Source organism: Rosistilla carotiformis, assembly GCF_007753095.1.
Taxonomy (GTDB): Bacteria; Planctomycetota; Planctomycetia; order Pirellulales; family Pirellulaceae; genus Rosistilla; species Rosistilla carotiformis.
Genome location: NZ_CP036348.1, coordinates 3,607,514 through 3,633,666 on the forward strand (window position 1 = coordinate 3,607,514; position 26,153 = coordinate 3,633,666).

A 26,153-nucleotide genomic window follows, 5' to 3' on the forward strand; every position below is an offset into this window, starting at 1 on the left:
CAGGAATTCGTCCGCCCGCGTCTCCCCTAAAATTGCAAACCGGGCCGCAACGTCGTCCGCCCGAAGGGTGGAACAACCAGTGCCGGTAGTGTACGCCATCGCCACGAACAAGTCATTCATAACTTCACCGCACCAAAGGCGGCGAAGCAGGAGTTTTTGTGAAGCAGTTCGACATGCCGAAATCCGACGCGGCGGAGCAGATCCAATTGGTAGGTTACCGGCCGCGGCGAGTCTTCTTTTTCGATGTAGGCGAAAACTTTGTCTCGATACCCGGGGCCGTCGAGTCCAGTGAGATACTCTCCATACCGAGCCCACATCATCTGATGAACGCTTGAGGTTTCGTGCGAGACAAGATCGGTGATCCAGACCGATCCGCCGGGCGTTAAAAGTCGGAACAGTTTTTCGAAAGTCGACAGCCAATCGGCGTCGTTGCGCAGGTGATGCAGGACCGCTGCGGCGAGGATCACGTCGCACGATTCGGGCTCCAACGCCGCATCGCGGAAGTCGGTTTGCCAAAGTTCGATCGAATTTGCACCGGCGGCGGCAACTCGCTGCTTGGCGCGATCGAGCATCGGTTGGCTGAGGTCCAGCAGATCGACGTCGAAGTTACTGCCATACGCCTGCCGCAACTTGATCGTATTGTTTCCCGCTCCACATCCGATATCCAGCACCCGGCGAATCTGCGGTGTCGAAGCGATTGCCGCTTGTGTTATCAACTCCATCGCCAACGGAGCGTCGATCGTCGCAGTCTGTCCGGTTTCCAGAACGCTAAAACGTTCGACATCGTTGTCGAACCGTTGGCGAATTTCGTCGACAGACGATTTTGCTTCAAAGTTCATCCGTTGCTCCTGCTTTCCAGTGTGCTTATGTGATATTGGAAGTTGGGGGCGTTTTAGTCGCTTCCCTGCTAGCGGGCAAATATGCTTCCCTGCCCGCCGCTGGCAAGGGACTTGAAAAACATCTCAAAGGTTCGCTTGATGATCAACTCTATGCGTTGCAATCCACGATGTCGTCTGAATATCATGGCTTTTCCCTCCATGACTCTTCTAAATACCCCCTCCTTTTGAAGCAAGACAGCCATGACGCACTCCGCACCCACCCGCCGCCGCTTCCTGCAAACATCGATGGCATTGGCGGGAGCACTTCCCATGGCAGGCGGTCTTCAAGCCGCTGATCCCGCGGCGACGGAGCGTCCTTTGATGGCGTACGTCGGCACGTTCAGTTCGCCATTGAAGGACATGCTGCCGACCCAAGTTGATCTGCCGCCGGGGAACGGGCGGGGCATTCATACGTTTCGCGTCGATCGGGAGACCGGAGCGTTGACCGCGGCGGGGGACTATCCGCTGGGGACCAGTCCCAGTTGTTTGGTCGTCAACGAGGCCGGAACGCGGCTTTACTCAGCGAACGAAACCGACCGCGTGGGAGCCGACAAGCAGGGAACGGTTAGCGCGTTTGCGATCGATCCCGCCGATGGCCAGTTGAAACTTTTGAACACAGTACCAGCCGGCGGTGCGGGGCCAACTTACGTCAGCATCCATCCCTCGGGGAAGTTTCTGTTGGTCGCCAACTATTTTGGTGGCTCCGTTTCGGTGATGCCGATTTTGGAAGACGGTCGTTTGGGCGAGGCGAGCGATACGAAAGTTGACGAAGGACCGATCGGTCCCACCAAAGCGACTCACGCGCCGGAGGGAAGCTTTGCGATCAGCGGTCACGACCGGACGCACGCTCACATGATCGAAGCGGATCCATCGGGGCGGTTTGTCCTGCACGTCGACCTTGGTTTGGACAAGATCTACGTTTGGAAGTTCGATGCGAAAACGGGAACCTTGCACGCGAACGATCCCGCCGGTGTCGACTTGCCGCCAGGCGACGGTCCGCGGCACTTCCACTTCCATCCCGAAGGACGCTGGTTCTATTCGATCCAGGAGGAAGGATCGACGATCGCCCTGTTCGACTACGATCCCGAAGCGGGGCGTTTGACGCCGCGGCAAACGATCTCGACGCTGCCCCCCGGTTTCACGGGCAGCAATTTTTGCTCCGAGATCTTGGTCTCCGCCGACGGACGATTTGTCTACGCCGGGAATCGTCTTCATGACAGTATCGGGATCTTCGCGATCGGCGACGACGGACAACTGAGCTACGTAGGCGAAGAGTGGACGCGGGGCGATTATCCACGCAGCTTCAACTTCGATCCAACCGGAAATTTTTTGTATTGCTGCAACCAGCGAGCCGACCATGTCACTGTCTTCAAGGTCGACAAAAAGACCGGCAAGCTCGACTTCACCGACCAATACGTGCCGGTCGGCAATCCGTCGATGATCAGCTTCTTGGACCTTGCCAAAGTCGAATGAGCTTTGGTTTCGCGCTGCGCAAGGCTGCATGGCGAACGAGGCCAGTTTAGACCGTTTGGTTCCGGTTGAAGAACGTTAGTTGTTGATACAGCATTTCCAGCCGAGGCGAATGGCCGCCGTGGCGTTGCAATTCTCGAAGCGGATTGCCCACGATCGCTTCGACTTCCATCGGCCGACCTCGCTTGAAGTCGATCCGCATGCTGCTGTCGTAGGGGACCATCGCCCGCGTATCGTCCATCATCTTGTCGACAAACGCTTCATCGATCTTCTTGCCGCACTGCATCGCGGCGGCTCGCACGTCGCGGATGATCTGTTCGGCCAGAGCTTCTGATGCAGGATGGTTCATGATCTCGGCTGTCGATGCGTTTAACACGACCGACAGTCCGTTAAACGGAATGTTCCACATCAGCTTTTGCCAGCGGACCTTGATCAGATCGTCGACAGCTTCCGCGGGGATCGACGCCTTTTGTAGATCGGCTTCGATGGCGCGAGTCAGCTCGCGGATCGGTTGCACCGAGCCATCGGCACGGTATTCACCAAACGCGATCCGGCCGTAATCGATATGATCAATGTGTCCCGGACCGACTTTGTTGCTGCACAAGAAACAGCAGCCGCCCAGAACGCGATCAGGTCCGACGACGGCGACCGCATCGGATTCGACGTGCAATCCGTTTTGCAGCACCAGCACCACCCCGCCGTCACGCGTCGTGGAAGCCAAAATATCGGCCAGTTGTTCATTGGCCGTCGTCTTGATCGCCACGATCGTGACGTCGCAGGCCGGCATCTCGGCGGCGCTGCGGTAGGCGTTGACCCGCGGCAAATGGAAGTCGCCGTTTTTCGAATCGATTCGCAATCCGTGCTGCTGCACGTGATCGAAGTCCGATCGCAACAGGAAGTGAACGTCCAGCCCGGCGCGAACCATCAGACCGCCGTAGTATCCGCCGAGCGCTCCGGTACCGATGATCGCATAACTTCGCTTCGACGACATTCCATTGCTCGCTTCTAAGTTCAGTTCCGATGGTCGCCTTTCACGGAGCGAAAGGCGACGCACCTAGCCCGCGACTATTTGACCCAACGCTGATCGGCGAAGTCCATGTAGGAGTTCCAGTCGAAGTCGGTGACGGTGTGCTTGCCGGTTCGAACGTGATACCCCAGCGTGTGCATGATCGGCTTGTTGATCGGTGGCATTTCGGTTTCGCCGCCGATTCCGTCGGTTCCCAGCAGTTGGTAGACAGGTGCGGCATGCACGGCCGACAAGAACTCGCCGCGCGGGTCCGCCCACGTATCCTCTTCGGCACTGGCGATGTAGACGCTACGCGGAGCTATCAATGCGACAAGCTGATGCTGGTCGACGGGGCACGCTCCTTCGTTGTCGTTGTATTTCGTGTAGTTGTCGCAAAACCAATGCGGGAAGCTTGTGTTGATCCGAGCAACCGTTTCGCCAAACGCACGGCGGCTGAGCGCCGCTCCGCCGCATCCCGAATCGTTGGAGATCGTGATCGAAAACCGCGGATCGGTTGCACCGGCCCACAACGATGTCTTGCCTAGACGCGAGTGGCCGAAGACAGCGACCCGTTTTGCGTCGATCTCACTATCGGTTTCCAGGTAGTCCATCGCTCGGCTCAATCCCCAAGCCCAAGTTGCGATCGATCCCCAGCCATCTTTGGCGGGCGGATCATACAAAGCGTGGACACCGTTCTTGAAACCGTCGTCGAAATCGGGGTCGATATCGCCGTAATAGATCGCCGCCAATCCGTAGCCGCGATCGATGATCGACTCCACGGGCCAGCGGCTCGCCGACGCTCCGCGACTCGCTTCGGTCGCCCGATTGTCGACGACTCCCTTCTCTTTGCTCGAACGCATCCAACTCTCAGACAACACGATCGCCGGGTCGTCGGAGATCGAATGATTGCCAAAGAAATTGAGGGTCAGGAAAGTCGGAACCGGCTGCTTGGCGTCGACCAGTTTCTTGGGCAGGTAGATCAGAATATCCATCGCCACCGTTTCATCGGCATCGAAGAAGACGCGAACCTGTTTCCGCGTTGCCTTGCCGTTGATCGCATCGTCGCTCTGCTCGATGACTTTGAAGTGCAACCCTTCCGGTTTGCCTGGCGCCTTGCCATAAACTTCTTGCAGGAACAAGTCCATGATCTCAGCGCGACGCTTAGGCCATTGGTCGGCCGAAGTGACGGGAGTGCCATCGGCCATCACCAGCGGATCGGGGAGCGTGTAGGCCGGAACTTTCGCTTCGTCGTAATTGTAGCCGGCGGGCTGTGCCGACAGCATCGCTGTTGGAAGCGTCAACGCGAGGCAGAGCGTTGCGATTTGCAGAGTCGTGGATTTTGCGGTGGTAGGCATCGATGCGGGATCTCCAAGAAGGGAATTTCAGTCCCACATGATGCTCGGTATCCCCAGGCGATGCAAGTCGCGGGGCGTTCGCAGCGCTACGCCTTCGCCGGCGGCCAATCTTGGATCTCCGCCACCTCGCGATTTGAATTGGCCTCCGCATCGCGTGCCACGTGAATCATCCACTTGCCGCCAAAGCCGTCGATGCTCCAAAGACCCTGCAACGTCCCTTCCCCATCAAACGAACCGGGGTAATCGACGCGGTGCGAGCCCAGGTAATGCTTGACCAGCAGCGCTCGTTCGCCTTGCAATTGCCCGCTCAACGTAAAAGCTCCCACGATGTCGCGGCCGCTGCCCGACACCTGGCCTTCGTGGAACGCGATCTGTAAATCTTCCATCGGCTGGCGGCCCAACCCCTGTTGTTCCCACCAGCCCTCGCAGCGCAGCTTACTCATCGTTCGTAAAACCTCAAATCTATGGATAACGAGGACGCCTCAGACGCCCGCGACTATTATCACGTCGGCGGCTTGAAAGCCAAGTTTTTCGCGGATTGAATCTGCAGAGACAATTGAAGTTGCTGCGACCTGGGCGATCGCGATCCGACGCGGAAACCGATTTTCCTCCGCGACGCAGACGTGGTTTTGGCGAGCGATTAAACTGAGGGCCTTGAACTACCCTCCCCCAACTACACTCAAACTGAATTTTTTGGAGACCCGATCGATGATTCGATTGTTCTGTTGTTTCAGCCTTGTCGCTTCGATGGCGATGTTGGCGGTTGCCGAACCGGCTCGCTTGTTGATGGTCACGCAGAGCGCTGGCTACCGCCACGGTCCGGTCAAACGCGAGAAGATGCCGCTGTCACCGGCCGAACGGGCCATCACCGAATTGGGTGTGTCCACCGGCCTGTTCCGCGCCGATTGCACGCAGGATGTCGCCGCCGACTTTACGAAAGAGAAACTCCAGCATTACGATCTCGTTCTGTTCTACACCACCGGCGACCTGCCGATCGCCGAAGAGGACCTCGACTACTTCTTTAACGACTGGTTGAAGCAGAAGGGGCACGGCTTTATCGGAACGCACTCTGCCGCCGATACGTTTCACAACTATAAGCCCTACTGGGACATGATCGGTGGCACCTTCAACGGGCATCCGTGGGGAGCGGGATCGACAGTCACGATTAAGGTTCACGATCAAGAACATCCGGCCAGCAAGCCCTGGGGCGAAGAGGTGACGCTAAAGGATGAGATCTATTGCTTTAAAAATTGGCAGCCCGAGAAGGTCCGCGTGCTGATGAGCCTGAACATGGCCAAGACCGAATTGAAAGAACCGTACCACGTCCCCGTGTTGTGGGTGAAGGAATATGGCGATGGCAAAGCGATGCACATGAGCCTCGGGCATCGCGAAGACGTCTGGACCAACGAGACCTATCTCGCGTCGCTGTTGGGCGGGATGAAGTGGATGTTGGGCCAAGAGCCGGGCGACGCGACGCCGAACCCCGAACTCTCGGCGGCTCAGGAATTAAAAGCCAAAGCGGACACCGAAGCTGCGAAGAAATAACGCTTCGTCTTTCGTTCAATTCGACGTGGCCGCGGCCGCGTCGATGAAGGACGTGTCGATTCCCAAATCGTTTAACAACAGCCGACTCGAGATTCGACTCGACTCGTAGATCACCGGCAGCCCGCTGCCGGGATGCGTGCCGCCGCCGACAAGGTAGACGCCGTCGAGTTCCTCGAACCGGTTCTGTGGGCGGCGATGCAACATCTGCCCCAGGTTGTGAGCCAGATTAAACGTCGCCCCGCGATAGATCTTATGCTCTCCCGACCAGTCCGCTGGCGTGACGATCTTTTCATAGACGATCCGGTCGCGCAGATCGGGCAGCCCGATTTGCGACAGGCGATCGAGCGTCAGTTCGCGGAATCGCGGCGTCTCTTTTGCCCAGTCGATGTTCGGATGCTCGTGACTTACGGGGACCAGAACGTACAGCGAGCGATGTCCCTCGGGTGCCAGCGTCGGGTCGGTCACGCCGGGGTTCTGGACATAAAAGGAAGGATCGTCGGACAGCCGGTGGTCGATCTCGATGTCGCGGAGATTTTGTTGGTAGTCGCGTGCGATGTGGATGTTGTGGTGAGCCAGTCCGTCGATCTCGCCTCGCACGCCCAGATACATCATGAAGGTGGAGCAGGAGTATTTTTTGCCGGCCAGCTTTTTGTCGGCCCACCGTCGCCGCAGCGTGTTGGGGACCAGGTCGCGCATCGCCGCGGCGAAGTCGGCGTTGATTACGATCGCATCGGCGGCGATCGATTCGGTCGCGGTTTGCACTCCGGTCACCCGCCGTCCCGAAAACTGCAGTCCCGTGACCGGCTGGTTCAAGCGAATTTGCACGCCCATCGCCTGGGCGATCTCCGCCATCCGCTCGCTAACCGCCGCGCAACCACCGATCGGATGATGGACTCCGTATTCGTATTCGAGGAACGAAAGGATGCTGAACAGACTCGGGCAGCGAAACGGCGACATCCCCAGATACTTTGCCTGAAATGACAGCGCGATCACCATCCGTGGATCGCTGAAATATCGCTCCAGTTCCGACCCCAGCGACGTCAACGGATGCAACAGCGGGAAGGCCTTTAATACGTCGGGACGCAACAGGTCAAGCGGCGAGCTGAACGGAGACTCGAGGATCGGGCGGAACCGCGCCAGCTTGACGCGATTGTCGTCCAGGTACTTTTTCAACTTGCCGGCATCTTCTGGTGCAAACTGGCGAATCTGGCGATCCATCGCTTCGAGATCGTTCGACGCGTCGAGCTGTCCCCCTTGGCCAAAGGTCAGTCGATATTGAGTCTCCAGTCGTCGCATCGGCACCTCGGTGTCGAGGTCGCGGCCGACCGAAGCGAAGATCTCGCGCAGCACGCGCGGGTACAGGAAGAAGGTCGGTCCCAGATCGAAGCGGAACCGATCGGCCTCGATCGCCGAGGTCCTTCCGCCAACTTGGCCGCGGCGCTCGACAACCGTCACGTTCAGTCCGGCAGCAGCCAATTGCATCGCCGTCGCCAGACCGCCCGGCCCGGCACCGATAATCACAACGTTTCGCTTCACGAAATTCCTTGTTAACGCAGCCGCACTCGATAGCTTTCCATTTTCGTCCGCGTTGGACGCCAGCTCCTGTTGCCACCCCGTCGGACCGCGTCTCCCGGCCGAGCCCGCTTCCATTGGTGCAAGCGTCCAGCGGGCCAAACCGCGGCGGGCCCAACTTCGACGACAAGCGTAAGTCAATTGGGCGGAAGAGGATACACCCATTGCGGCGGAACAAACTTGTTCGAATCGGCGTTGCCTTGGGAGGAAAACAAGCTAGAATTCGGGCGTGACGCAAGCGAGCGTGTTGCGGGAGCGATCCCGTGGCGGCAGAGCTGCGTCACGGTTGGAACGCAGTTTTTGTGATTGCGGTTTGACCATCCAAGAGGTCCTCTGAGAAGGGGGCGATCTGGATTCGACCGGATGAATAGAAGCGCGTGCTCGCGTGTCGTGGTTGATCAGTTGGCCACGTAAAAAGCTGATCACAATTTTTAGTTGCAGACGAAAGTTTCGCACTGGCCGCCTAAGAACAGGTAGCCCGGATCTTTAGATGACCGCCAGAGTCGTCTTCTGTATCCGTCACAATTCTGGATCGCTCGCCGTCCTACTCGAGACGCGGAGAGTTAAACAAGATTCGAGTTAGCGAACCGGGGAGCCTGTCAGGCAGCGCCTTGGTAAGCGAATAGTCTTCCTCGAGGAGACATAAATAGTTTGACTACACACGTAGACGGTGCCGTGGATGCATCGCGGGACGCGGGTTCAATTCCCGCCGCCTCCACTAAAGCCACTTTGCGATTCGTCGCAAAGTGGCTTTTTTATTGGACTTGCGGCTGATCCCTTGGCGTGACGGCTTTATTCTCGGTAGCATGTGTCAGATACCGTGTCAGATACGGGCACGGTTTGTGTCAGATAGCGAATTCTGGCAGTTTGGCAATTTGCACCGGAGGCCCCCCATGCCCATCCGAAAAAGGATACTCAAGCCCGATTCTCAGGGGCGTTATCGCCCATATCTCGGATATCGAATTGATGGCAAGCAGCCAAGGTTCAACCTCGGCACAGACAAAGCTCAAGCTCACCGCCGCATGAATCGGTTATTCGAACTGTGGGACGAAAACGTGGCCGTCAACGGCGAGGACGTTTGGTCTCCTCTTGCCCTCGACTTCGCTCAAGATGTGGCCAAAGGGAAACGTCAAATCGAGTACCCCTTCCAGTCGCATTTTCTTGAAGCCGACGATCCTGCTGCCGAGTATGCGCAGATGCTTGAGGTCGAACGCCAGCGTTTTCCGTCCTTGGATCTTGTACCAACCAATCTTCAAATCTACGCAACTGGATGCGAAAGCAACGAGCAGCTTGTGGCCGATGAAGTGCGTCAACTTCAGGATCGGCTCAAAGAACTGGGAGCTTTGCCACCCATAGTCAAACTGCCTCAGAAGCTCATTGCGGGAACATTGCATGAAGCGTTGGATCGATACGCTGAGGACGATGTGAAGTCCCGCAATATATGGCCGGAATCAAAGCGATTGAAACAAAGCGGTCATCGGAGGCTGGAAATGATAGACCGGTTCAAGGAGCGGCACGACGATCTTCCGCTTTCCTTGTTAGGTCGAGATGCGTGTAAAGACATGCTTCGTTTCTGGTGCCAACGTCCGCCAGTCAAGAATCGCAAGTCGGGAAAGTTCGACGGGCCGCCAATTGCGGTCAGCACGGCTCGGCACCACCGCAAGGAATTGGATCGCTTTTTCAAATGGCTCGATTCAAGCGATGAGTTTGCATGGAAATTGCCAAGGGGATTCACAACGCTTGACAGGGCTATCAGCCCAACTGAAGAGGAGTTTGCCCAGAGGCTATCGGTTGTGCAAAAAGACGTGTACTCAGTTCAGGAGCTTGCTGAACTCAATCGTAATGCGACCGTGCTTGAGCGTTTGTTCTTGTTCATCGGACTGAATTGCGGAATGGGGGCAGCAGAACTTGGGCGGCTCAAGTCTCAGGACATCTTGTTGTTTCATAAACATGAGTTTCAAGACCGGCTGGGTTTTGAATCCACGAGTCGAGATTCATTTATCCGCTACCTGCGTCCCAAAACAAGTGTCTTCGGTGAATGGTTACTGTGGCCTGAGACCGTCCAGCTAGTCCAGTGGGGACTTGAGCGATCTCGCCAAATTGGGAGCGAGCTAATTTTTGTCTCGGAAAAAGGTACGCCGTGGTACAACGTGCAACACAACAAGAACCCTCAAGCAAAATTCACAAACACCTTCAATCGGTTGATCAAGCGAGTTCAAAAGAGCGATCCTGAATTCCGAAGGCTTGCATTCGGCACATTGCGAGACACTTTGCCGAACATTCTTAGGATTCGCCATTCAAGCGAAATGGCTTCCCTCTGCTTGGCCCACGGGAGCACTTATCGAGGCGACAAACTCATCGACTGCTATACGAACAAGCCCTTCGGTAGATTTCACGACCTGATGCGGTCAGCCCGAAATCACCTCGAACCAGTTTTTCAGGCATCGCCTGAAGATCCCACCGCTGCCCCCATTCAGCAATATATTCCGCTCAATGTACGTCGCAAGATTCAAGAGATGCTTGATTCCAAGACTCCTGCGTCAAAGATCGCCACGGAGTGCGGAGTTTCAGCAGCGACCGTTTACCGAGAAAAAGAGCGGATATCCCAATGACTCGCTACGGTTTCCAGAATTCCAAATTTTGCATTCCACATTTCAGTTCAGGATCGCCACCGGTCATGGATCGCAGGTTGTTCGAACAAACAACGACTCTGTGACTGAAGGCGTCTCCCGTCCGCTCAATCGCCTGACCGCACTGGTTCCATTTTGTAGCTCAAATCGCTCATCGTAAATTTCAGGCACAAAGTCTCTGCCATCCGAGTCTGGATCGGGACCATTCATCGACAGCGCCCATCCAGCCCGCTGCTTCTTCAGCCAGCCATAGAACTCGTCGTGCTCGAATCGCCCAAGGTACAGCCGTGACCGTTCGGACTTGTACGGCGGATCGAGAATCCCTGCGAGTCGGCGTTTCGCTGTGACTCAATTGTGGCCAAATGAAAGCTCTGTGGAGCCAAGCTTTGGTCAGCCATCGTCCATAAAGCACTACTCGCCCTCAGCAGTATTGCCGCCGTGAGTGGATAATCCTTTCAATTCGTCCCGTTCTGTCGCAGCCATGCCTTCTCGGATCGAATCCCAACGAGCATCCGAATCGTCAGAAGGCGAATGACTCTCCAACCAAGATCGCACCTGATCGGCAGGGTAAGTTCCCAAAGCTAAAGCGATGGCGTCTTCCATCTCTTCTCGCATATCGAAATAGGCGATCCAAGCTTCGTACATCCGTAGATGACTGTCTCGGAAGATCGATGCGATTCGCCGTGACTCTTTCTTGTAGAACAAGATGTCAATGCAATCCAACGCCATCGGTTCCCAATAGCTGTCTTCATGGGATTGAGTGCGGAAGATCTGCTTGAGCTTCGCTGAATATTCCGATGCCTTCCGTAGCTGCTCCACGTCGTTAGATGTTTGTGTTGGGCAAGGATCTCCCCGCTCACGTCGATGATCCAGATTTTTCTCATGCAGTTGAGCAAGCTTCTCTTGGTTCCTCTTCAGAGCCGTGTGCAACCGATCAATTACCTGAACCATCTCGATGATGGAATCTTCAGACATGTCCACGAAGCCCTCGAAGTCGGTCACTGAACGAGTCTCGTTCAAGATCTCCTCGACTTTGGCCCCGTACCAAGCCGCCTCTCCCATACCTGCGTGCAGATCAGGGCTCCACAGTCGCTCAACCGGGCTGATGCCGAACAGTACGCAGATCGCCTGCAACTGATCTCGGTTGCGACCTTCAACTCGTGTGAGCCCCCGTGAGCAAACCCTGCGGACCCACTGGTACCCGACGCCACAACGCTCGGCCAATTCTTGTAGGGACATGCCCCTAGCTTCGAGCAAGCCCCTCAGATTCACCTTGAAGATTTCGGCGTCCATAGAGTCTGTAGCAGAAAGTGTAGGGACCAAAGGCGAGCAAAACCGCATTGTAGCAGAAAGTACAGCAGATACCCGCTTTCGTTAAATAACACCTGCTTGTAGCCCGTGGTTGGCCAGCAAGGCAAATTCGCCGCCCGGTCAGCCATCTCGATGACGCCCGACGTTGGGCCTCCGAGCTTCAATTCCGTTTTCAGGAGAACGCCACATGGCAACGACAGATGCAGATCAAAAACAGCAAAGCTACTTCCGCCACGACTTCCGATTCTGGTTTGAAAAACGCCCCAAGGGGACGTTGGGTGAGCTTCGAAATTGGCTCGAACAAGTTCACGACCAGTGCTCAAAGTTTGTTGACGGCAATGATCCGCCAATCGAGCAAACCAAAAAGATCCCTTCACCGCTGTCCGAGTACCTCAACTACTGGGCCGACCACGATGGCGAATGCTTCTCGTACCGAGAAGCCAACATCGAAGAGGACATCATGAACGTCGAAGGATTCATCGAAGATCTTGGGCCGAAGTCCAAGCTCGCCAGCTTCCCAGTTTTCGAGACCGCTTAACACATGGCCGCAGAAAAGCCGCACACAAAATCACGAACTAGCAGGAATAAACCACACATGAAAACCAAACAATACCGACTAACCAAGACCGAAAAGACCTTATTGGACCGCATCCAACGGCCAAACATAATCGGAGTCTGCAATCTGATGGCAACGAAAATGTATCGAGAGCACATGAACGTGCATCGAGGCGCATGGTTGATCGACGACGACGAGTTTCCAGAGGGCGAAGGAGAGTGCCTAATATTTGGCAACGACTCGTTTACTTCCGATGTCCGTGCCCGAAAAGAGGTCGCTCAAGTTGTGTCGAGGCTCGATAGCCTTGCCATTCGAATCTTCGAGTTCGGTCTAGGGCCAGATGGTTACACATGGGCACTATGGGTGGATTCTGATGACGAGGTTCTCTTGGACCTCATCGTCTGGGATGTCTGGTTCGACATCACTTGTGGCAAGGTGAATCCCATGAAGGAAAAACTGAACGAGTACCTCGACGAAATGGGGTATGAAGTAACGGCGTAACCGCCCCTGAAGAGGATTGACATGAACTTGGCAGTCATGAAGGGTCTCGGCTTGAAAGCCGAGGCCCTTCGCTTTTGGCGTCAACCACTTGTTCCCATGGTCCGGTCAAGACAATTTTCCGGCTTAGCTTGGACTGCCCAAGAAATGTGCCATATCATTATTGCGAGCAGGTTGGAAAACACCAATTGTCAATCTCTCAACCGCCTCGAATGGCTTTTTCGCCTTCAATTTGAGGCTTGATCCCGCACCGCTGCGGAGTCACCCCCTTCGATAAAAATCCATTTGGATGTTCTGTCTACCGGTCTGCGCCGACTTGGTGCTCCAGTCGCCCGTCATCTTCGGAGAGAACGGAGGCGGACTCTGTTTGCGTCCGTTCTTCACTGCACTCAAAGGAGAAGACAATGAACAAAGTTGAACAGCTTTCACTTCACGCAATGCTCGATGCCTATTCAGATCATATCAGACTGGGATCAGTCGCCTCACCGGCTTGGTCTGTCCGCCGCCTAAATCTCGTGCGACGACTAAAGGAAGTCCATGCCGACATACCGCTTTCTTCGCTGGATCAAGCCAAGGTTCATTCGCTAGTCGATTACTGGCGATCTCAGCCACTTGCAAAGAATTCAGACAGTCCAATCGCATCGATGACAGCGGAAAATCACATCTCGGAAATTCGAAAGTTCCTGATATGGCTACACGCAAATCCTGAAGCTTCGTGGTCGTTGCCATCGGGTTTCCATCGATTGAATACGCCCCCAGTTCGCCTCAACTCCGACTTTCGGATCAAGAGTCAATCCCGTCAAAGATACATCGCTGATTAACTACGCCAGTCATCTTTGCAGCAAACCATTTCGTGAACTTGTCCAGTATGGACATGACAGTTTCGTTCCTACCTAAAGAGAGAAATTTATGATTACTCACAGCCGTAACAACGGCACCTTTGCCCTCGGGCAGCCAACGCACCAAGACCTGCTCGAATCGTTCGAGCAGAAGGTGCAAATAATCCGTGACCGTGTAGTGTCAGTTGCCGATGGCTATCAATCGGGATTCTACATCGTCGGAAGGCCCGGAACCTCCAAGACTTTCACGGTCAAAAAGGAACTGGATCGACTGGAAGCACCTTCGACGCTTCAAAACGCTCGTATGACGCCAATGGGGTTGTTCAACTTTATCGCCGAACATCCCGAGCACGTCATCGTGCTGGATGACATCCCGTCGTTATTCAAAAACGATCAGGCGATGCAAATCCTGATGGCCGCATTGGATGGCAAGCCCGGTCAGCCAAGGAAGGTCACTTACAAATCGAAGGATCAGGACATCCAAGTTCTGTTCTCAGGGGCCATCATTGCTATCTCGAACCTTCCGCTTCGCCGTGACCCACTGGCACAAGCGTTAGGCAGTCGTGTGGTGATGCTGGAACACGAACCCACGGATGAAGAGATCGCCGCATTTATGCAGCATCTTGCAGCCAAGGGCCATGCCGACTTGTCGTCAGAAGAGTGTCTCGAAGTTGTCCAATTTGTGATTGCTGAGACACGATCCTACGACATGCGACTGGACCTTCGACATCTCAACAAGGCATGGCAGGACTTCCGCCAAGACAAACACGGAAGATCAAAGACGCCTTGGAGGGATCTCGTTCGCACCAGCCTCCAGAAGATTGCCTCGGAGCCGATTCTTTCGGTGTCCAAACGTGATGACATCGAACTCCAGAGGCAAAAGGTTCGGGATGCAATGCGGAGATTCCCAGATGACCGGCAAGCACAGTTGGAGATCAGCGGTCTCAAGCAATCGACGTTTTACAACCGTCGAAAGGAGGTGCTGGCCGACGCCGAATTCGCTGCCGCATAACCCGCTGATCGCTGAATCTTTAACTCACTCCCTAAACCAAAAACGACTCCTTGGAGGGCCGACCGCTACCGGTACGCACCGAGCCAGAGGCCCTCCACTTTTCAAAAACCGAATAGGAAACACACATGAACAGCAATATCCGCAACCATACTCCTAGCTACGAAGCACCTGACCGCCGCTGGTCTGTTCACCACGGAAATGTCGAAACCGTATTGCCCACGTTGGAAGACTCGCTATATGACGGAGCGTTATTCGATCCACCTTATGCTCTGGAGTTCATGGGGAAAGATTGGGACAAAGTTCTCCCGCCCACTGAAGTCTTCAAACAGATTCTCCGAGTCTGCAAACCGGGGGCGCATTTGCTGGCTTTCGGGCATCCCAAGACATTTCACCGCTTGATGGTCAACATCGAAGAGGCCGGTTGGGAAATTCGGGACACGCTTTCATGGATTTATGGTGAGGGGCTTCCGAAGTCCCACAACATCGGCAAAGACCTCGAAAAGCGGATGCCCAGTTCCGAGCAAGCACGGGCATGGGAGGGATACGGCACTGGGCTCAAGCCTGCTTGGGAGCCGATCATTCTGGTCCAGAGGCCACGGGAACGCACTTTTGCCAACAACGCCCTACGGCATGGTTGCGGTGGGTTGGACATTGATAGTTGCCGAATTGGGACGACTGGAGAAACGACCCGCAGCCACCAAGCTCCCTATCCACGATTGCCCGATGGGACGGAAGATCGGACGAACTGGGGAAGATCCGGCCACAGAGTCGAACAAATCGATAAAGGGCGATGGCCCTCCAATCTCCTTCTCGATGAGGTGGCGGCAGAATCGCTCGACAAGCAAAGCGGAATCACTCGTTCACGAAAGGGGCGGAAACGAATCGCAGGACGCACCATCGGGAATGGAAGGACCATGGGGCACTTCATAAATCAAGTCGAGGGGATTTACGGTTATGACGACGAGGGTGGAGCGTCAAGATTCTTCTACGTCGCAAAGGCAAAAGGTAAACAGCGTTTGGACAACGCACATCCAACAGTCAAACCTACTGACCTGTGCGAGTCGCTTGCTCGACTGATTCTTCCACCTGAGCGACCGACGCCAAGGCGACTGCTTGTGCCTTACTCGGGCAGTGGTTCGGAAATGGTCGGTGCGATGGCTGCTGGCTGGGATCAACTAACAGGCATCGAAATGGATGACAAGTGGGTGAAGACCGCTCAGCGGCGGCTGAGAGAAACCAAATCTCCAGTTAAATCAACATCACCAACAAAGGTAAGAGACGACTCCCGCTCAGATTCTTCCGCAGGGGCAATTACACCAAGAACGAAAAACAAAAAGGAAACGAACATGAACGAATTTAACATCGACTTTGACAATCCAAATTTCCACGCAGCCTGCGCTCTCTTTCCCGTGCTTCAAGGCACTGAGCTTCGGGAACTTGCCAACGACATCCGCCAGAACGGTCTGTTGGAGCCAATCGTGGTCCACAACGGGGAAATACTTGACGGTCGTAATCGACTTGAAGCTTGCGAGATCGCTGGCATTGAACCCAAGTTTGTTGAGTGGGATGGTGAAGGATCACCCGTGCAATGGATCATCAGCAAGAACCTTCAACGACGCCATTTAAGCGCCAGCCAGCGTGCCTTACTCGGTTACGACTTATTACCGCTATTAGAAGCGGAAGCCAAAGAGCGACAAAGACTATCAAAAGGTCGCAGCAAAAAGGGCGAACAAATTCCTGCTAACGAACTTGGAAAGGCAAGTGAACACGCCGCTAAGATTGCCAATTGTTCTTCAACTTATGTCGAACAGGTCAAGTCAACAGCGGCTAACGCCCCCGAATTACTGGACGCAATTCGCAATGGTATTCTCACGGTAAACGATGCGCATAAACTCTCAAAAGTTCCCGAGTGCAAACGACAGCCTGTTGTCGAAAAGGCAAAAAAGCCAAAGGCCCGAATTTCAAGATTGATCCGACAGGCCGAAATCGAGTGCCGAAAAGAACAACGCAAGGCTGAGGAAACCTCGATCACTTTGCCTACCGATAGCAAAATTCAGGTGCGGACTGGCGACTGCCTCGAACTGATGAAGAGCCTTGAGCCAAAATCCGTTGATGTTGCGGTTACGTCGATCCCTTACAACATTGGCGTGAAATACGATAGCTACGAGGACGACAAAGATGATGAGCATTATCTCGACTGGCTCGATGAGGTTGGGATGCCCCAGTTTTCTGCACCAGGCGTTATGAAAGATTGGGTTAGGAAACAGGGGTGGGTGATTCGCAGTGCTGCTGGAGTGAGGCCGTAGGCCGAACGGAAGCAGCACTGCGATGCGCGAACTCTGATGGGGTTAGATAGCCAAGCGAACTGTGCGGGCGCTGGGTGTTGAAGTCCTCCCGCCAAGCTCGTGCTTTCATCCGTGTGTCGTCTTCATTGATCAAATCCGTTTGATGCAGATACTCGTCACGAAGCCGGCTGTTGAAACTCTCGCAGACACCGTTCTGCCATGGCGAGCCAGGTTCGATGTAAAGGATCTCAACGCCAATCTTTGCCAGCCATTGCTTGATCGCTGTCGAGATGAACTCGGGGCCGTTATCGCAACGAAGTCGTTTCGGAACGCCGTGCATTGCAAACAGCTCAGCCAGCGTGTCGATCGCATCTTCGCTCGTGATACTGCGGCCGACCTTGATCGTCAGGCATTGCCGCGTGTACTCATCGACGATGTTCAAGAAGCGAATCGTTCGTCCATCAAGTGTCGACGATTGCACGAAATCCCAGCTCCAAACATCGTGAACAAAACCTGCCGCTTGAACGTCGCATGCATTGCCTCGGACGCCAGTAGCACGCTTTTTGCGACGCTTTTGTGGCACCTTCAGCCCCGATGCTCTCCAAAGCCGATACATTTTTTTCCTGTTAATAGTCTCACCGTCGCGGCGAAGAAGTTGGCAGATACGTCGATACCCCCAGCGAGGACGCTCGCGAACAAAGTGAAGAATTCGCTTCGTCAGTCGCTCGTCTTCGTCTTTGGGTTTCCCCTCAAATCGCTGGCTCGATCGCGGTTGGTCGAGCACGCGGCAGGCACGTCGTTGCGACACAGCGAACTTCTGTTGAAGCTCTGCTACTGCCGCGCGTCGCGATCGAGGGGTCGTCAGTTTCCCTTGGTGATTTCCTTCAGCATCGAAATATCCAAAGCTTGGTCGGCCACAATCTTCTTGAGTCGGTTGTTCTCCTCCTCAAGTGCCCTAAGACGCTTGGCCTCTTCGCTCTTCATGCCGCCATACTGGCTCCGCCAGCGGCTCAGCGTGGCCTCGCTAACTTCCAGTGCTTGGAGAACCTCACCCACGCTCTTGTCGGCGGCAAGCATGGCATCCGCGTCACGCAGCTTCTTGATGATCTGTTCGGGTGAATGTCGTCGTCGTTTCTTGCTCATGGAAAATCCTTTGCCGGAATTGGCTCTAGACTTTCATAACACCTGGATCAGGTTTTGGGGAGCATTCCAAGGTGTTCAATTTGATTGAGAAAGTGCTGGCCGATGACGGCAGTTTCTTTCTGAATGTCGGAAGAACTTCTCAGAAGCCATGGCTTGCACAACGTGTTGTGGAATTGTTGCGTTTTCGATTCAAACTTCAAAACGAGATCATTTGGGCAAAATCCGTAACGGTGAATGATCGGTCCTATGGACAATTTCGCCCTGTGCCGGGCAAGCGATTCTTAACGCCGACCCACGAACATGTTTACCACCTGACCAAACGTGGTGACGTGGAAATCGACCGACTTGCCCTTGGCGTTCCCTATTCTCATCGGACAGGTCTCTATCGATTCAAGAACTTTGAAGATACCCGGTGTGGAGGAACCATTTGGACAATTCCCCACGACAGCACCAAGAGCCGTGAGGATAAATGGTCGCATCCTTGCCCATTTCCGGTGGAGCTTCCTGTTCGCTGCATCAAATTGCATGGCATCAAGGAGGGCATGACCGTTCTTGATCCGTTCAATGGTGTTGGCGGATCGACGACGGCGATGGCTCAATTGGGCGTCAATGGGATCGGGATCGACCTCGATGAAGGATATTGCCAAACCGCAAAGTCACGACTGCTTGAAGAGCAGGACCGAATCGCTCAATTTCGAAAAACCACAACCGACTCGGAGGATGCAGATATGGAAGAGTTGCTCTACTTGCGACAAGAACTCATGGTGATCTTGGAGGACTGCATTGACCTTGGCGGCCAAAGTTCGCAGCAAAATATCAAAGAACTTTATGAAATGATGGAGTCGAGCAAACAGTTTGGGTTCAATGTCGTGCTTGCTTCCATTAGTCCCGAACTCCACGAGTTCTATCGGGGATTGCCTGCCTCACTTGCTGCGTAACCAGAAGTGTCGTTGATAATTGGCTCCCTCGGTCGCTTAATAGCGACCAGTCTAAGTCCGAAAACAAATTTTGCATTCGTTAATAGGGCATTTGGGTTCAGTCCGTGATTCGCTGTTGAAACAACGGTTTCTTGGTTGCCATGTACATGCTTGTTGTAAATCGACACTGGGCTGGCCTGATCAGCTTTCGTTTCATACCCACTAACTCTTCAGGTCGATTATCAACACCTCGCTATTAACGAGGAATCACTTCGCACATCGGGTTGAAAACGCTTTCTCTCCCGCCAGCGTTTCTTTGTGACACAAAATCCCATCGGATGAAAAGTTTGCGGCACAAAGATTGAGATTATCAAATCTTTGTGTCACAAACCTCTGGCAAGCGACTGTTACTCATCGACTTTGAGTTTGAAAGATGGCACTTAATAACCGGCATCTTCCAGTTGGCAGCGGTTAATAGCGGTCATGTTTTTGATGACCAATAAAATATTTGACGGGATTTTTTGGTTCCTGTAAAATCCCGCCTCAACGAAACAATTACCGATCAAAGCTACACCAAATCTACTTCTTCATAACTGATGACGCTCGCTATTAGCGTCTCCCAACTCGCTCATGGAAGCGGTTGGTAACGCACATCACCTCGTGACTCGTGCGCCCCGCCTTCGCAACCAGTTGTTGCCGAAGGTCTTTTTACGACACCCATTCTCCCGGTCCCAGAACAAGGTCGTTGTGACTGGGATCAACAAGCAACACTCACACTAGGAACGTGACATGGATGTAGTTGAAATGATGGAAGATCAATTTCCCGGCTGTGCCAATGGACGCCGACTGCGGTTATTGCGAGAAGCGATAAGCGATTTAGTTGAACAAGTCCTGAAAACTGTGAACTCAAGCTCCACTTTGCCAAAGGGATACTTGGCTCGAAATCAGGCGACCCTTCAATTGGCTCGACAGCAAGCAGCGGAGATGGAAGCCAATCTTCAAGCAACGGAATTTGCAGTCACAGACAGTGAGCTTTCAATGGCCGTCAGACAGGGGATCAATGTATTTGAAGAAAGGTCATCGCAGGAAACGTCCGACTGGAAAATCCTCGTATTTTGAAAGACTGCGATCTAAAAAACAAATATTCTTCGCTCAGAAAACTGCCGGGATTACTACATAAGTAAGGAGGGAAAAATGCGACTGACACCACAACAAAGAAGAGAAAAACTGGAGATGTTTAATATGGCTGAGGCATCAAGAGTGATCGGCATCGATCAGGACCAGTTTTACAAAGACGTTTGGGAAGGACGTGTTGTTCAACCAACGAAAGTATTTGCCCGAAGGGCTTATTACACCATTCGGGAAATAAATGAACTGAAATCTTATTACAAGAAAGTGAAAGACAACTAGGCGAATGATTGGCACAAAAAAACCGCCAGTGTTGTGATCCCAACACTGGCGGTCGCCAATCCGAACATGTCGGAAAGGAATGCAATGTATAATAGTAAAGATAAAAGTAATTCTTCTGAAGAAAGCAAAAAGAAAAACGAGGTCAACGAACTTGCTCAGGCAACATTTGACTCCTTCAAGCCGTTCATCAACATCTTTGATTCCGGCCTGAAAGTCTTGGACCGATACATCCATGTCATCACCAAGGATGACTGGCGACTCCATGCCCGTTACAAGAACGGTGAAAAACCGACTTATCCAGATGGCAGCAAGTTTAACCCGTACCTCGATATTGTCAGAAATATCTACAACCCAAAGTTTGTCCAAGAGCAAATCGATTGTGAAGAGATAAGGGCATACACTTCCGGCAACCGTGGATTGGGGCTTCTGTACATCGATCTTGACGCTCACAAGTTGTGGCAAACAGACCAGAAAGACTCGCTGGAGATCCTGCAAACGATCTTTCCAGAAGCATTTTATCGAGGATCATCCAGAGGCGAAAACGGGTATCTGAAAGTCAGGTACAACTCTGTTGAGGCGTTCAATGAAGTTGCTGACCAGTTGCAGGATGTGATGGGGAGATGGTTCCTACAGAATCAGATCCTCTGTGACTTCGAAATCAAAGGGACCATAACCACAAAGCACAACTCAGGCAAACTTGCAAAATTACCGTTTACAAACCTTGCGAAGCTTACCGCTTCATCGCAAGGTTGGGGATTTGATGAGCTTGATCGTTTCAATGCCTGCCCAATTGTTCCTTTGTGGCGTGTCAAAGAGGTCGTTGATCGGCTTGAGGCTGACCTTGATCCTGACCTTGTTGCCAAAGGCTGGGAGCAAAAAAATCGTTTTATTCAGCGTGACAATGCAAACGACCAGTTGACCAAAAAGCTGCGTGGTTTTGGTTGGACTGGCACTGATGAATATATCCTCAGAGAGTTCAACAAGATCAAATCGGAACAGAGCAGAGGCGACGGCAAGATCCGAATCCCTGTTTACAATAACGTCGTCGAAGATGTTGATGCTTCCCAACCCTCGTTGAGCCCCAAGCAACCAAGGTTTGCACCGAAGGCTGAAGTTGCCTCAACCGACCGTGATGGATTTGCTGAAGGTGATGCGTTCGCCCGTAATTTTGACGACCTGCTTCCTTTCACACGACAATTTTACAAGCAGCATAAGCGATTCCCTTCGCTTGAAGATGCCTTGGTGCATTTGAGGGACAGCGGATTGTTTTCAGGATGCTGGGATGACAACGAAAGTCGTCGTCAATGTCGTGTTGGCCAGATCCTTTCTTACATCGAAGACAGCTTTGATCCGGCATTGTTGGGAAACGATGATGCAAGGCCAGTTGTTCTGAAATCAGGGAAGTTCTCTTGGTGGGTTTCAAAAAAGTTTGGTCGTGGGATCAACATGGAAGCCAAAACACGTCTAGTTCGAACATTTGATCCAGTCTCCTTGACGGCTCCTGTCACCGTGACCAAGGCATTTGTTCCTGCTCGATTCATCGAGACTTTTACAACGGTCGCCAATTTTTGCCTCAATGATGATCCACTGGAGAACAAAGCGGTGCCAACCAATCGCTTCAAAAAGATTTGGAATATGGTTGTTGATGGGGCAGTTTGGAATCAGACCTATTTTCAAATTGTCAGGGACATGTTTGATCGAATGGGGATCATCAAGATTTATGATCGCAACCATGAAACTGGAAAAGCTTGGCGTTGGGTTTCCGGTAGTTCGTTTCCAGCAGGCAGTTGGAAAGAAGAACAGACCAAGTTGAAGAAGCTCTGGAAACGATTCAGTTCAGGAAAAACATTTTCTGAATTTATCGCAGGTATAAACAAAGATAGAAACAACAAGCTACTTAATACACTGTATCAAACCGTTTCCCAAAATTCTGATCATTTGGGGGCTGCCATGGTAAACGGTCCTCGTCCAGACATCTAAAGAGCCACCAACGGCCTTCAGAACAATCAGAAACACGAATTTTGGAACAGAAGACGGGGAAGGTACGGACTGACTTCATCTTTTGACCCCAAAGACAATTCAAAGTTAAAGTCACAAGGAGAAAACATGTTCAAGGAAGACAAGCAATCACAAGCAGAACGGACAAATCGAAACATTCTGAATTTTGTTCTTACCACAAGACAATACGTTGATCAAATTAACGACATCATGAAGGCTGAATTTGCCTCTCTAGGGCTCTCGCCAAGAATCAGGCTGGAAGATTATGGGCAGCGGCAGAAAGCGTTCAGAGAGGCTCACAGAGCCTTTAGTGAGCAACGTGGAAGGAAGGGTATGCCGTGGTAGCCGTCAAGGATATATGCCACCTCCAATTTACAATCTGCGAGTTCAACTTTTGGGCTGAAACATTTCATACATGCTAACGATCAACGATGGTGACAAGAGAATTTGCCCTTAAAGCGCAGATTTGTTAAAACCACAATCATCACTGAAAGATACTGACGAGCAACTGCAAAACTACTTCTTTTTACTGGGCGTTTTCTGTAACGCCCGCTCCTTCGCCCTGTCGGTGAACGAGCCATCAGCCTGATTCAATTGGCTGATATGTTTCCCGAACCAACTGTGCTTGAACGTGCGCAGAAAACTACAAGGAAGTAGCAATGATAATGAAGAACAAGGCTGAAGAAGCCGCAAAACAAATTCTCAGTGCTTTCGAATCACCAGAGTCACTTCCCGGCCCAATAGCGAGGGTCATTGTGAACAGGAGAGACGGATCACCATGCCGGAAATGGTCGTGGCGGAATCAACTCATTGTCGCCATCAACGGTTATTCGGAGGCTCGGGGATTTCGGCAATGGGATAAAGTCGAGCGTCGTGTCAAGAAAGGTGAGAAGTCGATTCGAATCCTTTCACCACTTTCTAAATCGATTAAGGATAAGAACGATGAGGATCGAATCATGGTTTACGGTTTTCGGGGGACACCAGTGTTTGGAATCGAACAGACGGAGGGGAAGCCAATTACAGGTTGTGACCGGGAGGTTTTAGCATGGCTAAATGATCTCCCGCTTCGAGAAGTCGCTGATGCTTGGGGCCTTTCGGTCGAAGCATACAATGGATCTGGTGCGAATTACGCTGGCGTCTATCGTCATGACCAATCGATTGCGTTGGGAGTCAAAGATTTATCTACATGGTGCCATGAGTTGGTTCACGCTGCCGATCACCGCAATGGTAAGCTCCAAGGCAGCAGTAAACCAAGTCAAGAAATCGTGGCTCAACTTGGTAGTTCAGTGATCCTAACAATACTGGGGTTCAAACATGATGCCGATCTGGGCCGATGTTGGAGTTACATCCAACAGTTTGCTGGCGAAAGCACAGACAAGGCATTGAAGAAATGTGGTGAAGTCTTAGATCGCACCTGCGATGCGGTTGCGTTGATCCTTGATGAAGCCGAAAGGCTCTCATTGGAACCAGCGGCAAACAGTGAGCGAGGTGAAACAAATGAGACGATTTGATTTTTCAGACCGCTGGCGGAAACAAATAGTTCCTTTGCTCGACGACCTCGAAGTGGTGTTGCCACTGACGTTGGGAATGAAGCTGCTCACCATGGAGTATCAGGCAGGTGATCCACCGTGCAGCTATGGAGACGGGGAATTTGAAAGACGGCGACCAAGAGAGGGCTGTTTATCGTGGTATCAACCAAGGAGATGCTGCCACAATATTGCCCCTTTCTGTTGGGCGATTGGAAGAAAGCTCTATCCGAATCTTAACTGGGGATTTGTTTCAAGCAATTTCCATACGGTCGTTGTCGGTTACGATTACGATTGGCAGAAACCAAGATGGCTGATGGATATCTTGCTCTTTCAGGATCACACACCTGAAGAATCATTGGAGCTTGTGAAAATAGAGGAATGGAAGTTCCATGCCACTCTGCCGGAATATTTTGCTTCGTTTGCTGCTGACCCGGATAAGGCCCTGAAGATTTTCAAGGAACAGGCTGGACGCAGTAATCGAGCGTTCTTGAGTGCCTAACTTTCTGCCAAAAAGATGGTCGCTTTAAGCAACAATCCAAAATTATCATTTTGGCGAAGCATGATTTCCTTCCTCTTCTCCTGATCGAAACCACCTGAACCGGTTTCGATCAGTGGGAAGGCGATGGACTGGAAGCTGTTGTCTTCGGCGACCCAATCGTTTGATCAACGCTAGTCCAACTTTTGTACTGGCGTGTTCCAAGATAGACTGGATCTCGTGTGACGGAGACAACTTGTTGAATTGGACAATAACCGATGGATGGCAAATGCCCGTTTTGTGAACTCGCTCCAGAGAATATCTGGTTTCAAAACGAAACCGGTGTTGTTCTTTGGGATGGCTTCCCTGTGTCCGAAGGGCATTCCCTTGTTGTCCATCATCAACACGTCGCCAGCCTCTTTGACCTTGAACCTGAACTCCAGTCAGAATTGTGGCGGCTGGTAACTGAAACACGGGAACGGCTTCAGGAGAAGTTTCAACCAGATGGTTATAACATTGGCCTGAACGACGGCGTTGCTGCTGGCCAGACTGTGATGCACGCACACATCCATGTTATTCCTCGATGGAATGATGACGTTCCTGACCCACGAGGTGGTGTTCGATGGATCATCCCTGATAAAGCCAATTACTGGGGTGACGAATGAGCGTTGCACCCCCAACACCTGAAGATCAGGTTCTCTTCCTCAGAAATATCCAACGGTTGCTTGGTGAGGGTCAATTCACGGCCTCTTACAAGTTTGCCCTGCTTCATGCCATTGCCGATTTGTGCGTTATCAAGGGCGATGATACCGGGGGTTCTTTGGATCTCGATGTGAAAGACATCGCTGAAAAGTTCATCGAACTTTATTGGCAACAATGCAGGCCATTCCAAAGCGGTAGTCAGTCAACTGGGATTATTCTTCAGCAGAACACAGGACGACAGGCAGCGGTCATCTCCACAGTCATTAAGGCCCAAGATGATTTCGGTAGTTCGCTTTTCAAATTCAAACAAACCGCACCGGACTTGTGGCGTTCATTGAAAGGAACTGTAAAACGGGTCGTCAACGAGATGCCGCTGTGGAAGTTGCAGACTGTTGGAAGTGAACGCCTCGATTTCCTGTATGACAACTTGGACACGACCACAAAGACGATCACACTGAAGCCCGGTGTGGCTTTCTGCTTCAGGGCTTTCTACGGCCTGATGCGAGATCTGATTCAGGGAGCATGGGTGAGATTCGTTCAGAGGCTCAACGCCAACAATCTCGGAAACCTGACCGACCTTGGGACGTTTATGTTCGATCAAGAGCGGTCATCGCTGGAAGCATACAAACACATTTTAATCGACGTTCAGGATCGACAGTGTTTCTATTGTCATCAAGAACTGCGAACCAATTTGGAAGTTGATCATTTTGTTCCTTGGTCTCGATATCCAACTGATCTGGGGCACAACTTTGTGTTGGCTCATCCACGTTGTAACAACTCAAAGTCCGACTATCTTGCCGCAGAACAACATTTGGAATCGTGGTCGGAAAGAAATCGGGTTCGGTCTGTTGAGTTGGACCAGCGATTGATTGATGCTGGATTGCCCTCAGATTCATTAGCTTCAATCAGGATCACGGAGTGGGCTTATGAGCAAGTTGAAAAGTCCAAGGGACAAGTGTGGTTACAACAAGCGGTGTTTCAGCACTTAGGACCGAAATGGCGGGAACTGTTGGTGGCGTGAG

At 52.6% G+C, this 26,153-nt stretch carries 25 protein-coding genes and 1 other RNA gene; 18 read left to right on the top strand and 8 right to left on the bottom strand.

Annotation, left to right across the window (positions count from 1 at the left end):
• Nucleotides 1-116: 116 nt before the first annotated feature.
• Nucleotides 117-839, bottom strand: a complete 723-nt coding sequence (locus Poly24_RS13030; protein WP_145095763.1) for a class I SAM-dependent methyltransferase — start codon at nt 837-839, stop codon at nt 117-119.
• Between the two features lie 240 nt (nt 840-1,079).
• Here Poly24_RS13030 and Poly24_RS13035 point away from each other — a divergent pair, with 240 nt between their 5' ends.
• Nucleotides 1,080-2,351 (top strand): lactonase family protein, encoded by a 1,272-nt coding sequence (locus Poly24_RS13035; RefSeq protein ID WP_145095766.1) that lies wholly within the window; start codon nt 1,080-1,082, stop codon nt 2,349-2,351.
• A gap of 46 nt (nt 2,352-2,397) precedes the next feature.
• On the opposite strand, the gene Poly24_RS13040 is transcribed toward Poly24_RS13035, so the two are convergent.
• The 3 genes from Poly24_RS13040 to Poly24_RS13050 form a co-directional block, all read right to left on the bottom strand.
• Nucleotides 2,398-3,339 (bottom strand): putative 2-dehydropantoate 2-reductase, encoded by a 942-nt coding sequence (locus Poly24_RS13040; RefSeq protein ID WP_145095769.1) that lies wholly within the window; start codon nt 3,337-3,339, stop codon nt 2,398-2,400.
• 74 nt (nt 3,340-3,413) lie between these two features.
• Nucleotides 3,414-4,709, bottom strand: a complete 1,296-nt coding sequence (locus Poly24_RS13045; protein ID WP_145095772.1) for an alpha/beta hydrolase family protein — start codon at nt 4,707-4,709, stop codon at nt 3,414-3,416.
• 86 nt (nt 4,710-4,795) lie between these two features.
• On the bottom strand, nt 4,796-5,152 hold the full coding sequence (locus tag Poly24_RS13050) for a hypothetical protein (RefSeq protein WP_145095775.1): 357 nt from the start codon (nt 5,150-5,152) through the stop codon (nt 4,796-4,798).
• A 265-nt stretch (nt 5,153-5,417) separates the two neighbouring features.
• Here Poly24_RS13050 and Poly24_RS13055 point away from each other — a divergent pair, with 265 nt between their 5' ends.
• The gene (locus Poly24_RS13055; protein WP_145095778.1) at nt 5,418-6,254 is read left to right on the top strand and encodes a ThuA domain-containing protein; all 837 of its coding nucleotides are present in this window, start codon (nt 5,418-5,420) and stop codon (nt 6,252-6,254) included.
• Between the two features lie 15 nt (nt 6,255-6,269).
• Here the strand turns inward: Poly24_RS13055 and Poly24_RS13060 are convergent, their stop codons facing one another.
• Nucleotides 6,270-7,790, bottom strand: coding sequence for a phytoene desaturase (locus Poly24_RS13060; RefSeq protein WP_231753608.1), 1,521 nt, complete (start codon nt 7,788-7,790; stop codon nt 6,270-6,272).
• 376 nt (nt 7,791-8,166) lie between these two features.
• Here Poly24_RS13060 and ssrA point away from each other — a divergent pair.
• Nucleotides 8,167-8,547, top strand: a transfer-messenger RNA (tmRNA) gene (gene ssrA / locus Poly24_RS13065).
• A 172-nt stretch (nt 8,548-8,719) separates the two neighbouring features.
• Nucleotides 8,720-10,438: a helix-turn-helix domain-containing protein gene (locus Poly24_RS13070; RefSeq protein ID WP_145095781.1), complete on the top strand. Its 1,719-nt coding sequence runs from the start codon at nt 8,720-8,722 to the stop codon at nt 10,436-10,438.
• 429 nt (nt 10,439-10,867) lie between these two features.
• Here the strand turns inward: Poly24_RS13070 and Poly24_RS13075 are convergent, their stop codons facing one another.
• Nucleotides 10,868-11,749: a helix-turn-helix domain-containing protein gene (locus tag Poly24_RS13075; protein ID WP_197452544.1), complete on the bottom strand. Its 882-nt coding sequence runs from the start codon at nt 11,747-11,749 to the stop codon at nt 10,868-10,870.
• A gap of 205 nt (nt 11,750-11,954) precedes the next feature.
• Between Poly24_RS13075 and Poly24_RS13080 the strand changes: the two genes are divergently transcribed.
• From Poly24_RS13080 to Poly24_RS13100, 5 genes are all read left to right on the top strand, one after another.
• Complete coding sequence (locus Poly24_RS13080; RefSeq protein WP_145095787.1) at nt 11,955-12,305, top strand: hypothetical protein; 351 nt, start codon at nt 11,955-11,957, stop codon at nt 12,303-12,305.
• Nucleotides 12,306-12,362: 57 nt separating this feature from the next.
• Entirely contained in the window at nt 12,363-12,824 is a 462-nt protein-coding gene (locus Poly24_RS13085; protein WP_145095790.1) for a hypothetical protein, read from the top strand.
• Nucleotides 12,825-13,225: 401 nt separating this feature from the next.
• Nucleotides 13,226-13,642: a hypothetical protein gene (locus Poly24_RS13090; protein WP_145095793.1), complete on the top strand. Its 417-nt coding sequence runs from the start codon at nt 13,226-13,228 to the stop codon at nt 13,640-13,642.
• A gap of 88 nt (nt 13,643-13,730) precedes the next feature.
• Complete coding sequence (locus Poly24_RS13095) at nt 13,731-14,672, top strand: hypothetical protein (RefSeq protein WP_145095796.1); 942 nt, start codon at nt 13,731-13,733, stop codon at nt 14,670-14,672.
• 125 nt (nt 14,673-14,797) lie between these two features.
• Nucleotides 14,798-16,978: a DNA methyltransferase gene (locus tag Poly24_RS13100; protein ID WP_145095799.1), complete on the top strand. Its 2,181-nt coding sequence runs from the start codon at nt 14,798-14,800 to the stop codon at nt 16,976-16,978.
• Here Poly24_RS13100 and Poly24_RS13105 read toward each other — a convergent pair.
• Both Poly24_RS13105 and Poly24_RS27400 read right to left on the bottom strand, forming a co-directional pair.
• Nucleotides 16,929-17,765, bottom strand: a complete 837-nt coding sequence (locus Poly24_RS13105) for an IS3 family transposase (protein WP_231753175.1) — start codon at nt 17,763-17,765, stop codon at nt 16,929-16,931. The two genes, Poly24_RS13100 and Poly24_RS13105, sit on opposite strands and share 50 nt — an antisense overlap.
• Nucleotides 17,766-17,818: 53 nt before the next feature.
• Complete coding sequence (locus Poly24_RS27400; RefSeq protein WP_231753174.1) at nt 17,819-18,100, bottom strand: transposase; 282 nt, start codon at nt 18,098-18,100, stop codon at nt 17,819-17,821.
• A gap of 71 nt (nt 18,101-18,171) precedes the next feature.
• Here Poly24_RS27400 and Poly24_RS13110 point away from each other — a divergent pair, with 71 nt between their 5' ends.
• From Poly24_RS13110 to Poly24_RS13150, 9 genes are all read left to right on the top strand, one after another.
• Nucleotides 18,172-19,038, top strand: a complete 867-nt coding sequence (locus Poly24_RS13110) for a DNA methyltransferase (protein ID WP_197452545.1) — start codon at nt 18,172-18,174, stop codon at nt 19,036-19,038.
• A gap of 768 nt (nt 19,039-19,806) precedes the next feature.
• Nucleotides 19,807-20,136, top strand: coding sequence for a hypothetical protein (locus Poly24_RS13115; protein WP_145095804.1), 330 nt, complete (start codon nt 19,807-19,809; stop codon nt 20,134-20,136).
• 75 nt (nt 20,137-20,211) lie between these two features.
• The gene (locus tag Poly24_RS13120) at nt 20,212-20,427 is read left to right on the top strand and encodes a hypothetical protein (RefSeq protein WP_145095807.1); all 216 of its coding nucleotides are present in this window, start codon (nt 20,212-20,214) and stop codon (nt 20,425-20,427) included.
• Nucleotides 20,428-20,511: 84 nt separating this feature from the next.
• The gene (locus Poly24_RS13125) at nt 20,512-22,407 is read left to right on the top strand and encodes a hypothetical protein (RefSeq protein WP_145095809.1); all 1,896 of its coding nucleotides are present in this window, start codon (nt 20,512-20,514) and stop codon (nt 22,405-22,407) included.
• Between the two features lie 126 nt (nt 22,408-22,533).
• Nucleotides 22,534-22,770: a hypothetical protein gene (locus Poly24_RS13130; RefSeq protein ID WP_145095812.1), complete on the top strand. Its 237-nt coding sequence runs from the start codon at nt 22,534-22,536 to the stop codon at nt 22,768-22,770.
• Nucleotides 22,771-23,084: 314 nt separating this feature from the next.
• Nucleotides 23,085-23,936, top strand: a complete 852-nt coding sequence (locus Poly24_RS13135) for a zincin-like metallopeptidase domain-containing protein (protein WP_145095815.1) — start codon at nt 23,085-23,087, stop codon at nt 23,934-23,936.
• Entirely contained in the window at nt 23,923-24,453 is a 531-nt protein-coding gene (locus Poly24_RS13140) for a hypothetical protein (protein ID WP_145095818.1), read from the top strand. The genes Poly24_RS13135 and Poly24_RS13140 overlap by 14 nt, the downstream gene beginning before the upstream one ends.
• Before the next feature lie 254 nt (nt 24,454-24,707).
• Entirely contained in the window at nt 24,708-25,094 is a 387-nt protein-coding gene (locus tag Poly24_RS13145) for an HIT family protein (RefSeq protein ID WP_145095821.1), read from the top strand.
• Nucleotides 25,091-26,152: an HNH endonuclease gene (locus Poly24_RS13150; RefSeq protein WP_145095824.1), complete on the top strand. Its 1,062-nt coding sequence runs from the start codon at nt 25,091-25,093 to the stop codon at nt 26,150-26,152. Before Poly24_RS13145 ends, Poly24_RS13150 begins: the two co-directional genes overlap by 4 nt.
• Nucleotide 26,153: the final 1 nt, after the last annotated feature.

Excerpts from the sequence above, each read along its gene's own strand:
- Poly24_RS13030 (WP_145095763.1), bottom strand. The coding sequence starts at position 839 with ATGAACTTTGAAGCAAAATCGTCTGTCGACGAAATTCGCCAACGGTTC.
- Poly24_RS13035 (WP_145095766.1), top strand. The coding sequence starts at position 1,080 with ATGACGCACTCCGCACCCACCCGCCGCCGCTTCCTGCAAACATCGATG.
- Poly24_RS13040 (WP_145095769.1), bottom strand. The coding sequence starts at position 3,339 with ATGTCGTCGAAGCGAAGTTATGCGATCATCGGTACCGGAGCGCTCGGC.
- Poly24_RS13045 (WP_145095772.1), bottom strand. The coding sequence starts at position 4,709 with ATGCCTACCACCGCAAAATCCACGACTCTGCAAATCGCAACGCTCTGC.
- Poly24_RS13050 (WP_145095775.1), bottom strand. The coding sequence starts at position 5,152 with ATGAGTAAGCTGCGCTGCGAGGGCTGGTGGGAACAACAGGGGTTGGGC.
- Poly24_RS13055 (WP_145095778.1), top strand. The coding sequence starts at position 5,418 with ATGATTCGATTGTTCTGTTGTTTCAGCCTTGTCGCTTCGATGGCGATG.
- Poly24_RS13070 (WP_145095781.1), top strand. The coding sequence starts at position 8,720 with ATGCCCATCCGAAAAAGGATACTCAAGCCCGATTCTCAGGGGCGTTAT.
- Poly24_RS13075 (WP_197452544.1), bottom strand. The coding sequence starts at position 11,749 with ATGGACGCCGAAATCTTCAAGGTGAATCTGAGGGGCTTGCTCGAAGCT.
- Poly24_RS13080 (WP_145095787.1), top strand. The coding sequence starts at position 11,955 with ATGGCAACGACAGATGCAGATCAAAAACAGCAAAGCTACTTCCGCCAC.
- Poly24_RS13085 (WP_145095790.1), top strand. The coding sequence starts at position 12,363 with ATGAAAACCAAACAATACCGACTAACCAAGACCGAAAAGACCTTATTG.
- Poly24_RS13090 (WP_145095793.1), top strand. The coding sequence starts at position 13,226 with ATGAACAAAGTTGAACAGCTTTCACTTCACGCAATGCTCGATGCCTAT.
- Poly24_RS13095 (WP_145095796.1), top strand. The coding sequence starts at position 13,731 with ATGATTACTCACAGCCGTAACAACGGCACCTTTGCCCTCGGGCAGCCA.
- Poly24_RS13100 (WP_145095799.1), top strand. The coding sequence starts at position 14,798 with ATGAACAGCAATATCCGCAACCATACTCCTAGCTACGAAGCACCTGAC.
- Poly24_RS27400 (WP_231753174.1), bottom strand. The coding sequence starts at position 18,100 with ATGAGCAAGAAACGACGACGACATTCACCCGAACAGATCATCAAGAAG.
- Poly24_RS13115 (WP_145095804.1), top strand. The coding sequence starts at position 19,807 with ATGGATGTAGTTGAAATGATGGAAGATCAATTTCCCGGCTGTGCCAAT.
- Poly24_RS13120 (WP_145095807.1), top strand. The coding sequence starts at position 20,212 with ATGCGACTGACACCACAACAAAGAAGAGAAAAACTGGAGATGTTTAAT.
- Poly24_RS13125 (WP_145095809.1), top strand. The coding sequence starts at position 20,512 with ATGTATAATAGTAAAGATAAAAGTAATTCTTCTGAAGAAAGCAAAAAG.
- Poly24_RS13130 (WP_145095812.1), top strand. The coding sequence starts at position 22,534 with ATGTTCAAGGAAGACAAGCAATCACAAGCAGAACGGACAAATCGAAAC.
- Poly24_RS13135 (WP_145095815.1), top strand. The coding sequence starts at position 23,085 with ATGATAATGAAGAACAAGGCTGAAGAAGCCGCAAAACAAATTCTCAGT.
- Poly24_RS13140 (WP_145095818.1), top strand. The coding sequence starts at position 23,923 with ATGAGACGATTTGATTTTTCAGACCGCTGGCGGAAACAAATAGTTCCT.
- Poly24_RS13145 (WP_145095821.1), top strand. The coding sequence starts at position 24,708 with ATGGATGGCAAATGCCCGTTTTGTGAACTCGCTCCAGAGAATATCTGG.
- Poly24_RS13150 (WP_145095824.1), top strand. The coding sequence starts at position 25,091 with ATGAGCGTTGCACCCCCAACACCTGAAGATCAGGTTCTCTTCCTCAGA.